The organism is Serpentinimonas sp. SSL01 (assembly GCF_056323735.1).
In genome coordinates this window covers 1,049,557-1,063,922 of the sequence record NZ_CM150487.1, presented here as the reverse complement: position 1 = coordinate 1,063,922, position 14,366 = coordinate 1,049,557, and the positions used below count along the sequence as shown (strand labels likewise).

The 14,366-nt window shown below is 68.5% G+C and carries 11 protein-coding genes; 2 read left to right on the top strand and 9 right to left on the bottom strand.

All coding sequences use genetic code 11. From position 1 onward, the window contains the following. Window positions 1-3: 3 nt before the first annotated feature. From ybiB to ACVMK0_RS05040, 8 genes are all read right to left on the bottom strand, one after another. Window positions 4-963, bottom strand: coding sequence for a DNA-binding protein YbiB (ybiB, locus tag ACVMK0_RS05075; protein ID WP_476464524.1), 960 nt, complete (start codon window positions 961-963; stop codon window positions 4-6). A 38-nt stretch (window positions 964-1,001) separates the two neighbouring features. After that, window positions 1,002-3,938 (bottom strand): nitrate reductase, encoded by a 2,937-nt coding sequence (locus ACVMK0_RS05070; protein WP_476464523.1) that lies wholly within the window; start codon window positions 3,936-3,938, stop codon window positions 1,002-1,004. Between the two features lie 11 nt (window positions 3,939-3,949). Then, complete coding sequence (nirD, locus tag ACVMK0_RS05065; RefSeq protein WP_476464522.1) at window positions 3,950-4,375, bottom strand: nitrite reductase small subunit NirD; 426 nt, start codon at window positions 4,373-4,375, stop codon at window positions 3,950-3,952. Window positions 4,376-4,432: 57 nt separating this feature from the next. Continuing rightward, window positions 4,433-6,901, bottom strand: coding sequence for a nitrite reductase large subunit NirB (nirB, locus tag ACVMK0_RS05060; RefSeq protein ID WP_476464649.1), 2,469 nt, complete (start codon window positions 6,899-6,901; stop codon window positions 4,433-4,435). Window positions 6,902-6,990: 89 nt separating this feature from the next. After that, window positions 6,991-7,821 (bottom strand): ABC transporter ATP-binding protein, encoded by an 831-nt coding sequence (locus ACVMK0_RS05055; protein ID WP_476464521.1) that lies wholly within the window; start codon window positions 7,819-7,821, stop codon window positions 6,991-6,993. Further along, entirely contained in the window at window positions 7,818-8,741 is a 924-nt protein-coding gene (gene ntrB / locus ACVMK0_RS05050; RefSeq protein WP_045535485.1) for a nitrate ABC transporter permease, read from the bottom strand. Before ntrB ends, ACVMK0_RS05055 begins: the two co-directional genes overlap by 4 nt. 12 nt (window positions 8,742-8,753) lie before the next feature. After that, window positions 8,754-10,133 carry a CmpA/NrtA family ABC transporter substrate-binding protein gene (locus tag ACVMK0_RS05045; protein WP_476464520.1) on the bottom strand — a complete coding sequence of 460 codons (1,380 nt, stop codon included), beginning with the start codon at window positions 10,131-10,133 and terminating at the stop codon, window positions 8,754-8,756. A gap of 272 nt (window positions 10,134-10,405) precedes the next feature. Beyond that, entirely contained in the window at window positions 10,406-11,677 is a 1,272-nt protein-coding gene (locus ACVMK0_RS05040; protein ID WP_476464519.1) for a nitrate- and nitrite sensing domain-containing protein, read from the bottom strand. A gap of 128 nt (window positions 11,678-11,805) precedes the next feature. Between ACVMK0_RS05040 and tsaD the strand changes: the two genes are divergently transcribed. Then, entirely contained in the window at window positions 11,806-12,873 is a 1,068-nt protein-coding gene (tsaD, locus tag ACVMK0_RS05035; RefSeq protein WP_476464518.1) for a tRNA (adenosine(37)-N6)-threonylcarbamoyltransferase complex transferase subunit TsaD, read from the top strand. 120 nt (window positions 12,874-12,993) lie between these two features. After that, on the top strand, window positions 12,994-13,470 hold the full coding sequence (gene greA / locus ACVMK0_RS05030; protein WP_045535482.1) for a transcription elongation factor GreA: 477 nt from the start codon (window positions 12,994-12,996) through the stop codon (window positions 13,468-13,470). Here the strand turns inward: greA and folD are convergent. Further along, entirely contained in the window at window positions 13,448-14,341 is an 894-nt protein-coding gene (gene folD / locus ACVMK0_RS05025; RefSeq protein ID WP_476464517.1) for a bifunctional methylenetetrahydrofolate dehydrogenase/methenyltetrahydrofolate cyclohydrolase FolD, read from the bottom strand. The two genes, greA and folD, sit on opposite strands and share 23 nt — an antisense overlap. Window positions 14,342-14,366 lie beyond the last annotated feature (25 nt).

The following is a 14,366-nucleotide window of genomic DNA, read 5'->3' as shown; positions in this document are numbered from 1 at the left end:
GGGCTACTCGGTGGGGGTGGAGTGCGGGGTGGGAAGGGCATAGGGCGGGCCGGCGGCGATCAGGCGCGCCAGTGCCAGGGTGTGGCGCACCTGCTGCCGGATCGGGTCGGGAGTGGCGTGCGCGCCAGCCAGCGCGGCTTCTATCCAGCGCCGGGTGGCTTCGGCGTCGGGCGCGGGCAAGCCGGGCACCGGCACCAAGGGGCCGCCTTGGGCCTCTTGGATGCGCCAGCTTTGCCCGGCGACGAAGGCGTCCATCGCCGGGCAACGCCGCGCGTCGGCCACGGGCTCGCCCTCGGTGCCGCGCAACAGCAGGGCGTGGGTGCCAGTCAGCGCCAGCGTGGCGCTCATGCTGTGTAGGTATTCGCTGTGGGTGTAGCTGCTCAGCAGCAAGGCCGGCCCGGCCACCGGGTTCATGAGCTTGACCAGGCTGTGCGCGCTGTTGCGCAGGCCCACGGTGCGGCGCACGTCGAGCAGGCGCTGCAGACCCCGGTGCAGGCGCTGCGTGGGCACCCAGCAGACCCGGCCGGGTTGCAGATCGGGGCTGAGCAAGCCCGCCGCTTCGAGCGCCGGCAGCTGCGACTCGGGGTGGGTGCGGGCGTCTTCGGTGGCGCAGCCGTGCCACAGCACCGCCAGCCCCTCGCTCGCCAGCAAACCGGCCAGCAACGGGGTGAGCACCGGCAGCTTGCGCGCGCCGTTGTAGCTGGGCAGCACCACGGTGGGCAAGGGGCTGTGGGCGGGGGCGGGCCAGCGTTGCAGGCGCCCATGCAGCGCGTCGAGAAAACCCGCCATTTCATCGGCGGTCTCGCCCTTGAAGCGCATGGCCAGGCAGAAGGCGCCGATCTCGAGATCGCTCACGGCGCCGTCGAGCACCTGTCCGAACAGGTCGGCGGCCTGCGCGCGTTCGAGTGCGCGCGCGCCGTCCTTGCCGCGCCCGATTTTTTTCAGATGGTCTTTGATGCTCATTGCCGTCATTGTGCCATTGTGATAATCACTTATCGTTATTAAGCGATTTGCGTTTCAGACCCCGTGGCGGGCGCGGCCACGGCATGCAGCAGCCGCTTGAGCTGGGGTATGCAAGACCCGCACTGGGTGCCGCATTGGAGCGCGCGTTGCAAGTCTGCCAGCCGCTGGCTGGCGCTGCCCGGGCTGCTGGCCAGGTGCAGGGTGATGGCCTGCTCGCTCACATTCAGGCAGGCGCAGACTTGGGGGCTGCGGCTGGTCGGCATTGCAGCCGAGGCCGAGGGCGCGGCCGAGCTGGGCCGCAGCAGCTGCTGTCCGCTGGCCAGCACGGGGCTTTCATCCAGCAGCAGCGTTTTGAGCCAGTCGGCCGAGCGCACGTCGCCAGCCAGCAGCAGGGCCTCGAGCCGGGGCTCGGAGTAGGTGTCGGGGCTGGGGCTGGGGCGCAGCAGGCGCAGCGCCCGCACCTGGGCGCGCTGGGGGTCGCGGTAGCACAGGGTGTCGGGTGTGTTGAGCCCCAGGCGTGCGGCCACGGCGTCGAGCAGCGCGGGGGCAGGGGCTTGCAGGCTGGCGGCGCGCAGCAGCACGCCCGTGCGCCCCTGCTCCTCGTGGCGGCCAAAGGGCACGCAGGTGGCGAAGTCGAACTGGCGCAGTTGTTCCGACAGCCAGGCCCGGGTTTGGGCGGCCTCGTATTCCGGCAGCCAGGCCAGCGCCAGCAGGGTCCAGGGCAGGTGGATGGGCACCACGCGCACTGCGGCGTGCTTGAGTTCCGGTTGTTTGGAGGCCGGGCAGTAGGCTGGGCTGCTCAGGGCATTGACGCCCAGCAGCGGCTGGCCGGCCAGCGTGCGCCCGCCTAGGCAATCCGATCCCCAGTGCATGGGCAAGAAAACCTGCCCCAGCCCCAGCTCCGCGCAGGCCTGCAGTGGCAGCACGATGCGCCCGCGTGCGCTCTGCACGCTCACCAGCGCACCGTCGGCCAGGTTGCTGCGCGCCATGTCTTGCGGGTGCATCTGCAGCACCGGTTCCGGGGCGTGGCCAAACAAGCGCCCCAGCAGGCCGGTGCGGCTCATGCCGTGCCACTGGTCGCGCAACCGGCCGGTGTTCAGGGCCAGCGGGTAGGCGGCGTCGCAGGTTTCGTGGGGTGGGCGGTAGGCGAGAGCCGCAAAGCGCGCCTTGCCGTCGGCGGTCGGGAAGCGGCCGTCGGCATACAGGCGCTTGAGTCCGCGGCTTTGCCCCTTGGGCAGCGGCCACTGCTGCGGGCCGGCGCGCTCGAGCAGGGCGTAGCTCAGGCCGCTGATGTCCAGGTCGCGGCCGCAGGTGCTCTGACGGTGTTCGTTCCACACCGCTTCGGGCGTGGGGTAGTCGAAGTGGATGCGCCGCTGCGCCCCGGGCTGCGGGTGCAGCAGGGCTTCGAGGCGCTGCGCCAGGTCGCGCGCGATCACCCAATCGGGCCGCGGGCCGTCTTGCGCATGGTCGGGGTGCAGCGGCGCGGGCACGGCGCGGCGCACGCGGCTGATGCAGCGCTCGCTGTTGGTCACGGTGCCCTCTTTTTCGCCCCAGGTGGCGGCGGGCAGCAGCAGGTCGGCGTAGGCGGTGGTGGCGGTGTGGGCAAAGGCCTCCTGCACGATCACGAACTCGGCCCGCTCCAGCGCCCGGCGCACCATGCTCTGGTCGGGCAGGCTTTGGGCCGGGTTGGTGCAGACGATCCACAACACCTTGACCGCGCCTTCGGCAGCGGCCTGGAACATCTCGACGGCGCTGCGCCCAGCTCGCTCGGGCACGCTGGGAAGGCCCCAGAGCTGCGCCACTTCGGCCCGGTGCGCGGGGTTGGCCAGATCGCGGTGGGCGCCGAGCAGGTTGGCCATGGCGCCCACTTCGCGCCCGCCCATGGCGTTGGGCTGGCCGGTCAGGCTAAAGGGGCCGGCACCGGCCTGGCCGATCTGCCCGGTGGCCAGATGCAGGTGAATCAGGGCGGCGTTGTTGGCGCTGCCGTTGCTGCTCTGGTTCAGGCCCTGGCAGTACAGGCTCAGGGTGGGGCGGCGGCGGCGGCCATCGCGGCCGCTAAAAATTTGGGCGGTGGCGGCCGGGGTGCCAGCCGGGGCCGGGGCGTCGAGGCCGGCAAGCCAGCGCGCGGCGGTGAGCAGGTCGGCCTGCTGCAGGCCACACAGGCGCGCTGTGTGGGCGGGGGTGTGCGCACGCACGATCGCTTCCAAGGCTTCAAAACCGCTGGTGTGGGCAGCGATGTAGGCCCGATCCACCCAGCCCTCTTGCAGCATGATGTGCAGCAGGCCGTGCAGCAGCGCCACGTCGGTGCCGGGTTGCAGCGCCAGATGCAGGTCGGCGCAGGCGGCGGTGTCGGTGCGGCGCGGGTCGGCGACGATCAGGCGCAGATCCGGCCGTGCCGCGCGCGCGTCTTCGATGCGGCGAAACAGCACCGGGTGCGCCCAGGCGGTGTTGCTGCCGACGATGAACAGCGTTTGTGCCAGCTCCAAGTCCTCGTAGCAGGGCGGCGGCGCGTCGGCCCCCAGGGTGCGTTTGTAGCCGACCACGGCGCTGCTCATGCACAGACGGGAGTTGGAGTCGATCTGGTTGCTGCCCAGCACGCCTTTGACGAGCTTGTTGAAAACGTAGTAGTCCTCGGTCAGCAATTGGCCGCTCACATAGACGCCCACGGCGTCGGGGCCGTGCTCGCGCACGGTGCTGGCGATGCGGCTGGCTGCCAGATCGAGCGCCGGCTCCCAGGCCATGGCCTGGGGTGGCCGGCCGCGTGCGCTGCGCCACTGCGGATGCAGCAGCCGGGTGGCTTGCGCCAGCTCGGGGCGAGCGCTCAGGTGCAGGGTCGAGCCTTTGCTGCACAAACGGCCGAAATTGGCTGGATGCTCGGGGTCGCCGCGCACGCCGGTGATGTGGCCGCCTTGGTGCTCGATCAGCACGCCACAGCCCACGCCGCAGTAGGGGCAGGTGGAACGGGTGGTGGCCATGGGCGTGCGCCTTACTTAGCGCCCACGGCGGGCGCCGAGCAGCTGCCGCTGGCCACGCCGGGGCAGGTGCGCCGGGCCGGGCCCGCCAGCGGCCGCGTGGCCTCGGTGGCCAGGGTGTCGAGCTCGTGGGCGTCGAGGAACACCTGCCCGTGCTCGACTTTGAGGGCGAAGCGCGGCGTCTGACCCTGGTCGGGCGCCGCGGCCTCGCCGCTGTCGAGGGCGATGCTCCAATTGTGCAGCGGGCAGGCCACACTGTGGCCAAACACGATGCCCTGGCTCAGGGGCCCGCCTTTGTGCGGGCAGCGATCGAGCAGGGCAAAAATGCGCTGGTCGGCGGCCTTGAACACGGCCACGTCGAGGCCGCGGGCGCGTGCCACGCGGCGCGAACCCAGGGCCGGGATGTCATCAACGCTGCAGACGGGAATCCAGCGGGTCATGGTGTCTCCTAGAAAAGTGTGTGGCAATGCAGGCCGCAGCCCTGTAGTGGCTGCACATCAGCCCGGCAGCGCGGCGGGATCTAAGGGCTGATTTAGGGGCTGATCTAGGGGCTGGAATTGGCGCACATCGACTTGCGCCCGCTCAAAATCGCACCACGGGTCGGGCTCGCCCGCGAGCGCCGCCTGCAGCTGTTGCCACAGCGCCAAGCGGCCAGCGGGGTCGTCGAGGATGCGCTGTTTCACGTAGTCCAGCCCCACCCGGCTTACAAAATGCACCGTGCGCTCCAGATACCAGCCCTCGAGCCGGTAGAGCTGCATGAAGGCGCCGGTGTATTCCATCACTTCGGCGGCGCTTTTGAGCTTGCAAAAAAAGTGCGCCACCTCGGTCTTGATGCCGCCGTTGCCGGCGATGAACATCTCCCAGCCGCTCTCCACGCCGATGATGCCCACGTCCTTGATGCCGGCCTCGGCGCAGTTGCGCGGGCAACCGCTGACGGCAAATTTGACCTTGTGCGGCGCGTACATGCCAAAAAAGGCACGCTCCAGATCCTTGCCCATCTGGGTGCTGTCTTGCGTGCCCATGCGGCACCACTCGGAACCGACGCAGGTTTTGACCGTGCGCAGCGCCTTGGCGTAGGCGTGGCCGCTGGGCATGCCGATCTCTTTCCAGACCTGCACCAAATCTTCTTTTTTGACACCCAACAGGTCGATGCGCTGGCCGCCCGTGACCTTGACGGTGGGGATCTGGTACTTGTCCACCACGTCGGCGATGCGGCGCAGTTCGGCGGCGCTGGTCTCACCGCCCCACATGCGCGGCACCACGCTGTAGGTGCCGTCTTTCTGGATATTGGCGTGGCTGCGCTCGTTGATGAAACGGCTTTGCGGGTCGTCGCGGGCTTCTTTGGGCCAGGTGCTGATGAGGTAGTAGTTGAGGGCCGGCCGGCACGTGGCGCAACCGTTCGGGGTGCGCCAATCGAGGGCCTGATAGACGTCGGCGATGCGCAGCAGCTTGCGCTCGCGGATGGCGTCGCGCACCTCCTGGTGGCTGTGCTCGGTGCAGCCGCACAGGGCTTTTTTCTGCGGCGCGGCCGAGTAGTCGCCGCCGGCGCTGAACATCAGGATCTGCTCCACCAAGCCGGTGCAGCTGCCGCAACTGGCGCTGGCCTTGGTGTGTTTGCGCACATCCTCGAGGGTGAACAAGCCCCGGCTCTTGATGGCTTTGCAGATGGCCCCTTTGGTGACGCCGTTGCAGCCGCAGACCTCGTCGCTGTCGGCCATTTGGGCGGCCTTCTGGTGCCCCTGGTGGCCGGCATCGCCTAGGTTGCTCTCGCCAAACACCAGCCGGTCGCGGATGTCGGCAATCGAGCGGCCCTCGCGCAGCAGCTTGAAATACCAGCTGCCATCGGCCGTGTCGCCATAAAGGCAGGCGCCGATCAGTTTGTCGTCTTGCAGCACCAGCTTTTTGTACACGCCGCCATTGGGGGCGGTCGGGTCGCTGAGCAAGATTTCCTCGGTACCGGGGCCGCCCATGAAGTTGCCGGCGCTGAACAGATCGATCCCCGTGACCTTTAGCTTGGTCGAGGTCGTGCTGCCGCTGTAGCGGGCGATGCCGTGCTCAGCCAAGTGGTTGGCCAGCACCTTGCCCTGCTCGAACAGCGGGGCCACTAGGCCGTAGGCGACGCCCCGGTGTGCGGCGCACTCGCCCACGGCGTAGATGCGCGGGTCGGTCACGGTTTGCAGCGTGTCCGAGACCACAATGCCGCGCTGCACGTGCAGCCGCATGTTTTCAGCCAAAGCGGTGTTGGGGCGTATGCCCACCGCCATGACCACCAGCTGGGCCGGGATTTCCGGCTCGGGGGCGCTGCCCGCCTTGAAGCGCACGGCTGCCACGCGCCCATCGGCACCGGGCAGCAGCGCCTCGGTCTGGGCGCCGAGCAGAAACTTCAGGCCGCGCGCCTGCAGCGAGCGCTGCAGCAATGCGGCGGCGCGCTGGTCGAGCTGGCGCTCCATCAACCACGGGGCCGCATGCACCACGGTCACCTCCATGCCGCGCTTCATCAGCCCGTTGGCGGCTTCTAGGCCCAGCAGGCCGCCGCCGATCACCACCGCCTGCCGGTGCTGCGCTGCGGCAGCGATCATGGCCTCGGTGTCGGCGATGTCGCGGTAGCCTTGCACGCCGGGCAGTTGCGCTCCGGGGATGGGCAGGATGAAGGCGTTGGAGCCGGTGGCCAGGATCAAGCGGTCGTAGGCGACGGTGTGCGTGGCCCCGCCGGGCCCGCTGGCGTGCACCAGGCGCCGGGTGCGGTCCACCGCGCTGACGCTCCAGCCGGCGTGCAGAGTGATGCCGTGCTGGCGGTACCAGCCCCAGTCGTTGAGCACGATCTGCTCGGACTCCTGCTCGCCGGCCAGCACCGGCGAGAGCAGGATGCGGTTGTAGTTGGGGTGCGGCTCGGCGCCAAAGACGGTGATGTCGTACAGCTCGGGGCTGAGCTTGAGCAGCTCTTCGAGCGCGCGCACGCCGGCCATGCCGTTGCCCACCAGCACCAGCTTGGGGCGCGGGGTTGGGGTTGGGGTTGGGGTGGCTGGCGCGGCGCCGTGGGGGGAGGTGGTTTCCATCATGCGGCCTCTTTGTGCACGTGCGTCTGGCGGGTGTACAAAAAATCGAGCACTTCTTTGCGGCATTGCAGGTACGTGGGGTGGTCCGCCAGTGCCACGCGCTGGCGCGGGCGCGCCAGGGGCACCGTCAGCACCTCACCGATGGTGGCCGAGGGGCCGTTGGTGAGCATCACGATGCGGTCCGACAGCAGCACTGCTTCATCCACGTCGTGCGTCACCATCACCACGGTGCTGTGGGTGCGAACCACGATCTCAAGCAGTTCGTCTTGCAGCTTGGCGCGGGTCAGGGCGTCGAGCGCGCCGAAGGGCTCATCGAGCAGCAGCACCTTGGGCTCCATGGCCAGCGCGCGCGCGATGCCGACGCGCTGCTTCATGCCGCCGCTGATTTCCCCCGGGCGCCGTTGCGCGGCGTGGCTCAGGCCCACCAGTTCCAGCGCCGCGTGGGTGCGCGCCGCCAGATCGGCTTTGCTCTCCGACTTAGCCCCGGCGCTGCGCGATCCGGCCCCAAAGACGCGCTTGACGCCCAGGTGCACGTTCTCAAAACAGGTGAGCCAAGGCAGCAGGGAGTGGTTTTGAAACACCACGGCGCGCTCAGGCCCCGGGCCGGCGATCTCGCGCCCGGCGCACAGCAGCAGCCCCGAGGTCGGCGTGGTCAGGCCGGCGATCAGGTTGAGCAGGGTCGATTTGCCGCAACCCGAGTGCCCGATCAGGGTCACGAACTCGCCCTTGGCGATGCGCAGGTCGATCTGGCGCAAGACCTCGAACTCGCCGCGCTGAGTTTTGAAGCGCTGTGCCACGCCCTCGATCAGGATGTAGGAGCTGTCGTTCATGATTTGACTTCCTCGAAAGTAAAGGCGCGGGCGATGCTCACCAAGGCCCATTCCAGCAACAGGCCGACCAGGCCGATGACGAAAATCGCCACGATGATGTTTGTGATATTGAGGTTGTTCCACTCGTCCCAGATCCAAAAGCCGATCCCGACGCCGCCGGTCAGCATTTCGGCCGCCACGATCACCAGCCAAGCGGTGCCCACGGCCAGGCGCACGCCGGTGAGCACGTAGGGCAGCACGGCGGGCAGCAAGATCTGGGTCAGGATGGTCCACTCGCTCAGGTTGAGCACGCGCGCCACGTTCAGATAGTCTTGCGGCACGCGCTGCACACCGACGGCGGTGTTGATGATCATGGGCCAGATCGAGCAGATGAAGATGGTCCAGATCGCCGCCGCTTCGGTGCCTTGGAACACCAGCAGCCCGATCGGCAGCCAGGCCAGCGGCGACACCGGCTTGAACAGGCTGATCAGCGGCGCGCACATGCGCCCGGCAAAGACCGAGCGCCCGATCAGAAAACCCAGCGGAATGCCCACCAAGGCCGCCAGACCGAAGCCCAACCCGACGCGCTCGAGCGAGCTGAGCACCTGCCAGCCGATGCCGACATCGCTGGGGCCGTTGACGAAGAAGGGGTCGGAGAACAGCTCCAGCGCCGCGCTCCAGGTCGCGCCCGGGGTTGGGAACTGGCCTTCGCCGCCGCTGGCGGCCAAATGCCACAGGCCGATGAGCAGCAGCAAACCCAACAGCGGCGGCACGACCTGGGGCGGCCATGCGCTGACGTCCCAGCGCGGCCCTTGGGGGCTGGGCGCCAGTTTGACGGCTTGGGTGGCCGGGGCGGTTGGGGTGTGGGCATGTGCAGCCGGGGCGCTGGCCGCGTGGCTGCTCTCCAGCGGTCGGGGGGTATGAAAGACGGCGCTGACCATGGTGGCGGCTCCTTAGGCTTTGACGCTGAAGCTGTCGGCGTAGCGCGCCGGGTCGCGGCCGTTCCAGACCACGCCATCCATCAGGGTGCTGCTGCGCAGCGGCTCGCGCGGCACGCTGATGTTGAGTTGCGTCGCGGCCTGACGGTAGAGCTCGATCTGGTTGATCTGCTGCGCCACTTGCAGGTAGTTGGGGTGCTCGCGCAGCAGGCCCCAGCGTTTGAACTGGGTCAGGAACCACATGCCATCGGACAGGAACGGGAAGTTGACCGCGCCGCCGTCAAAGAACTTCATGTGTTTGGGGTCGTCCCAGGTGCGCCCGAGGCCGTTTTGGTAGCGCCCCAGAATGCGATCCCGGATCACATTGACGCTGGTGTTGACAAAGGGGCGGGCGGCGATGGTCTCGGCCATGCGCAGCTTGTTTTGCAGGCTGGCGTCGATCCAGCGGCTGGCTTCGAGCACCGCCATCATCACGGCGCGCGCGGTGTGGGGGTGGCGGCGCACGAAGTCGGCGCGCGCGCCCAGCACCTTCTCGGGGTGGTCGGGCCACACATCTTGGGTGTTGGCGGCGGTGATGCCGATGCGGTCCACGATGGCGCGGTGGTTCCACGGTTCGCCGACGCAGAACCCGTCCATGTTGCCCACGCGCATATTGGCCACCATCTGCGGCGGCGGCACCGTGATGACCTTGGTGTCACGCAGCGCGTTGACGCCGGCGCTGGCCAGCCAGTAGTACAGCCACATGGCGTGGGTGCCGGTGGGGAAGGTCTGGGCGAAGGTGTAGTCGCGGCGCTCGCGTGCCATCAGTTGCGTCAGCGTGGCCAAGTCCACCGCGCCGCGCTCGGCCAGTTGGCGGCTTAGGGTGATGCCTTGGCCGTTGCGGTTGAGTGTCATCAGCACGGCCATGTCGGTGCGCGGCCCGCCCAGGCCCAGTTGCAGCCCGTAGATCAGGCCGTAGAGCGAATGCGCCATGTGCAGTTCGCCATTGAGCAGCTTGTCGCGCAGACCAGCCCAGCTGGCTTCCTTGGACAAAACGATGCGCACGCCGTATTTGCGATCCAGCTCCAGCACCGAGGCCATGATCACCGAGGCGCTGTCGGTGAGCGGGATGAAGCCGATGCGCACCTCCTCGAGCTCGGGCCGCGCTGCGCCTTGGGCGTGGGCGATCGAGCGCAGGCCGGGCAGCAGACCGGTGCCGGCAGTGGCCAGCACGGCGGCGCCGGCAAGGGTTGCGCCTTGGCGCAGGGCGTTGCGGCGCCCGCTGTGTGTGGCGGCGTCGGTGGCTGGTGCCAGGCCGGCTATTTGGCCAGCTGCGAGGCCGTTTGCCGCAGGACTGGCAGAGTCTGGCGCCAAGGCAGGGCAGGGCTTGGAGGGGATGGGGCTGAACGCGGGCATGACAACTCCTAGAACATTGAACAATCGAAAGGCGCTGCAGAAAACGAAAAACGGCGTCCTCCAGGGCCCACCGTGAAAGCGGGTTGGAGGGACGCCGTTGCCCCTGTGGCTCTGCGAGCCGGGTTCGAGCCGCCATTGGCGCGAACCATGCAGTCAATCAAGCAGATTCCGTGCCAAGGTGCTTTGGGGCTGATTTTGCGGGGTGGCTGGGGCTCTGGCGCTGCGTTGGCAGCCTTTTGCGGCCCCGGCGCACCAAATTTGGGCTTAGGCGCTTACCTTCTTGGTGCAAGCAGGCGGCCCATCGACAGCACCGCCTCGGCCACATCCACCATGCGCTTGTTCTGGTTCATGGCAAGCTCGCGCAGGGCTTTGTGCGCGGCCGGTTCGTCGAGCTGCTGGTGCGCCATGAGCAGGCCCTTGGCGCGCTCGATCAGTTTGCGTTCGTTCAGGCTGGCGCGCAGTGTTTCGAGTTCGGCGGCGGCGGATTGCAGCCGCAGGTCCTGGTCTTGCACCAGGTCGAGCACCGACTTTTCCAGCCCCAGCGCCAGCCCTTGGGGCGCGGGCTGGGTGGCGGGGGGCGTGGCCTCAAAGAATGTGTTGCCGCGCGCGCTGTCGGTCTGCGCCTCGGGGTGCTGGCGTTGGCGCTGTTCGAGCTGCCCGATCTCGGCTTGCACCCGCGCCATGCAGGCCTGGGCTTGGGCGACCAGATCCTGCGTCAACTGGTCTTCGACTGGGCGCATCTGGTCCATGCAGTGGCTGCAAACCGCAAACCAGACCGCGCTCTGTGGCGGCTCCAGCGCCCCAGCGGCGGGTGTTTGCAGCAGCAAGCGGCGCAAGCGGCTGCGCTCGCCCAGGGGCTGGGCGCGCTGGTGCTGATGCCAGAGCTGCAGCAGCGGCGCACTGGCAAAGGACTCAAACACCTGCAGGCAGCGCTGCTGCGCTTCGATCAGCTCGCTCAGGTGCAGCAGCTCGGGCGCTTGCGCCTGGCCGCGGGCAAACAGGGCCGCACCCGCGGCCCGCTCCTGCCCGGCCCACTCCTTGCCTTGCATGAGGTTGAACAGCGCCAACAGCGGGCGCAGCAGTTCGGGGTTGCTGGCTTGGTCGGCGGTTTCGAACACCACGGCCAGCAAGCTGGCAATCAGGCGGGCGTAAGCGGCCGACAGCCCTTGGGTGTCGAGCGCTTTGGCCGCCACACGCGCGCGCAGCAGCGCCAGCGCATCCAACCCCTGCAGCGCGTAAGCCACCCGGCCCAAGAGCCGGGCAGCGTGCGGTGTGGGAGCGGTGATCAGGGCAACCGACTCGCGCAGCCACTGCGCCACCTGGGGGTCGGTTCGCTGGCCTTGCTGCTGCTGCAGCTCGGCTTGCGGGTTTGCATGCGGCGAGCCGACCAGCCCCACCCAGAGGTTGGAGAGCCCGCGCTCGCGTTGCAGTTCGTGCACCAGCGCGGCGGTGCTGCGGGCCAGCGCAATGCTCTGCGCCAGCCGCTGCAACTCGCTCAGTTCGGTGTGTTTGGCGGCCAGTAGGAAACTGAGGCTGGAGGTCATCGAGTGGGTGGTCAGGCGGCGCCGGGGTTGCGGCATATGTTTCAAGCAATTTCCATGCCCTTGTGGGGCGCAGGAGGGCGTCGCGGAAAGGGTGTCGCGCAATGCCGTGCCTGCCTTACACTCATCCCATGCTGATTTTCGGAATCGAAAGCTCGTGCGACGAAACCGGGGTGGCCTTGGTGCGCGCCGAGGCGGGTACGGCCCCGCCGCGGTTGCTGGCCCAAGCCCTGCACAGCCAGGTGCAGATGCACGAGTCGTATGGCGGCGTGGTGCCCGAACTGGCCAGCCGCGACCACATCCGGCGCGTGCTGCCGCTCACCCACAGCGTGTTGCAGCAGGCCGGCTGCACGCTGCAGCAGATCGACTGCCTGGCGTTTACGCGCGGCCCGGGCTTGGCCGGGGCCTTGCTGGTGGGGGCCGGGGTGGCGTGCGGCATGGCGGCGGCGCTGGGCAAGCCCACGCTGGGGGTGCACCACCTCGAGGGGCACCTGCTGTCGCCGTTTTTGAGCGCCGATGCGCCCGAGTTCCCGTTTGTGGCGCTGCTGATCTCGGGCGGACACACGCAACTGATGCGCGTCGATGGGGTGGGGCGCTACCACTTGTTGGGCGAGACCATCGACGACGCCGCCGGCGAGGCATTCGACAAATCGGCCAAGCTGCTCGGGCTGGGCTACCCCGGCGGCCCGGCGCTGGCGCGGTTGGCTGAACGTGGCCGCGCTGACGCCTTCAAGCTGCCGCGCCCGCTGCTGCACAGTGGAGATCTGGATTTTTCTTTTGCCGGCCTCAAAACCGCGGTGCTCACGCAGGTGCGCAAGCTGGGCCCCGAACTCGACGCGCGCCGGGCCGATCTGGCCGCCGCCACCGAGGCCGCCATCGTCGAGGTGCTGCTAAAAAAATCGCTCGCCGCCTTGCAGCAAACCGGTCTGCGGCGGCTGGTGGTGGCTGGCGGCGTGGGCGCCAACCAGCGCTTGCGCCAGCAGCTCGACGCCGCTGCCCAGCGCCTGGGGTTGCGCGTGCACTACCCCGAGCTGCACCTGTGCACCGACAACGGGGCCATGATCGCGCTGGCCGCCGCGATGCGCTGGCAAGCCGGCCTGATGCCTGCCGACGCCCGCGGCGAGGGCTACAGCTTCGCGGTGCGGCCGCGCTGGCCGCTGGCACAGAGCGCCAGCGCAGAGGCCGCCGCAACAGCTTAAGCGGGCGCTGCACCATTTCAGGGCACGCCTCACCGAAGGCGCAGCTGCGTTCGGGCATAATATCCGTTCATCAACCGCCGGGTCTGCACAACTCGGCGGTTCGCATTTGGAGACGCAACAATGCCCACCTATCCCGTAACCAAGCGCGGCGCCGAACAGCTCAAATCCGAGTTGCAGCGCCTCAAATCCAGCGACCGCCCGGCGGTCATCAACGCCATCTCCGAGGCGCGCGCCCAAGGCGACCTGAGCGAGAACGCCGACTATGACGCCGCCAAAGAGCGCCAGGGCTTCATCGAAGGCCGCATCGCCGAAATCGAGAGCAAGCTGGCGCAGGCGCAGGTCATCGACCCGGCCACGCTCGACGCCGGTGGCCGGGTGGTGTTTGGGGCCATCGTCGAGCTCGAAGACGAGCTCAGCGGCGCGGCGGTCACGTACCAGATCGTGGGCGAAGACGAGGCCGACCTCAAGCAGGGCCTGATCAACATCTCGAGCCCGATCGCGCGCGCCCTGATCGGCAAGGTGGAGGGCGACGTGGCCGAGGTGCAGGCCCCGGGTGGCGTCAAGCGCTACGAAATCATGGCGGTGCGCTACCAGTAAGCAGCCCACCCAGAGGCTGTGCGGCTGCAGCGCGCTCGGCGGCCTGCACGGTGTTGCTCAGCAGCATGGTGATGGTCATGGGCCCGACGCCGCCGGGCACCGGCGTGAGGTAGCCGGCGACCTCTTTGACGCCGGCAAAATCCACGTCACCACACAGTTTGCCGGCGGCGTCGCGGTTCATGCCCACGTCGAGCACCACGGCGCCGGGTTTGACCATGTCGGCCGTGAGCAGCCCGGCCTTGCCCACCGCGGCCACGATCACGTCGGCTTGGCGGGTGTGGGTTTTGAGGTCGGGGGTGCGCGAGTGGCACAGAGTCACGGTGGCGTCGCGTTGCAGCAGCAGCAGCGCCATCGGTTTGCCCACGATGTTGCTGCGCCCGATGACCACGGCGTGCTTGCCGCGCAGATCAAAGCCGATGTGCTCCAGCATTTTCAGGCAGCCGTAGGGGGTGCAGGGCCAGAAACCGGGCTGCCCGACCAGCAGCGCCCCAGCGCTGGCGACGTGAAACCCATCCACATCTTTGGCCGGGCTGATGGCTTCGATCACGCGCTGTGCGTCGATCTGCGGCGGCAGCGGCAGCTGCACCAAAATGCCGTGGATGCTCGGGTCGGCGTTGAGCGCGGCGATGCGCGCCAGCAACTCGGCTTGGCTCAGGCTGGCGGGGTGGCGTTCGAGCAGCGAGTGGATGCCGGCCTCGGCGCAGGCCTTGACCTTGTTGCGCACGTACACCTGGCTGGCCGGATCCTCGCCCACCAGCAGCACCGCCAAGCCGGGCCGGTGGCCGTGCGCCGCTAGGGTGCTTACGCGCTGCGCCAGATCGGCGCGCAGTTGCCGCGACAGCGCCACGCCGTCGATCAAGTGTGCAGTCATTGCAAAATTAGAGGTGATAAAAGGT

Bases quoted from the DNA above. Each gene is read 5' to 3' on its own strand.
- tsaD (WP_476464518.1), top strand. From the start codon at position 11,806: ATGCTGATTTTCGGAATCGAAAGCTCGTGCGACGAAACCGGGGTGGCC.
- nirD (WP_476464522.1), bottom strand. From the start codon at position 4,375: ATGACCCGCTGGATTCCCGTCTGCAGCGTTGATGACATCCCGGCCCTG.
- ybiB (WP_476464524.1), bottom strand. From the start codon at position 963: ATGAGCATCAAAGACCATCTGAAAAAAATCGGGCGCGGCAAGGACGGC.
- ACVMK0_RS05045 (WP_476464520.1), bottom strand. From the start codon at position 10,133: ATGCCCGCGTTCAGCCCCATCCCCTCCAAGCCCTGCCCTGCCTTGGCG.
- greA (WP_045535482.1), top strand. From the start codon at position 12,994: ATGCCCACCTATCCCGTAACCAAGCGCGGCGCCGAACAGCTCAAATCC.
- nirB (WP_476464649.1), bottom strand. From the start codon at position 6,901: ATGGCCGGCGTGCGCGCGCTCGAAGAGCTGCTCAAGCTCAGCCCCGAG.
- ntrB (WP_045535485.1), bottom strand. From the start codon at position 8,741: ATGGTCAGCGCCGTCTTTCATACCCCCCGACCGCTGGAGAGCAGCCAC.
- ACVMK0_RS05055 (WP_476464521.1), bottom strand. From the start codon at position 7,821: ATGAACGACAGCTCCTACATCCTGATCGAGGGCGTGGCACAGCGCTTC.
- folD (WP_476464517.1), bottom strand. From the start codon at position 14,341: ATGACTGCACACTTGATCGACGGCGTGGCGCTGTCGCGGCAACTGCGC.
- ACVMK0_RS05070 (WP_476464523.1), bottom strand. From the start codon at position 3,938: ATGGCCACCACCCGTTCCACCTGCCCCTACTGCGGCGTGGGCTGTGGC.
- ACVMK0_RS05040 (WP_476464519.1), bottom strand. From the start codon at position 11,677: ATGACCTCCAGCCTCAGTTTCCTACTGGCCGCCAAACACACCGAACTG.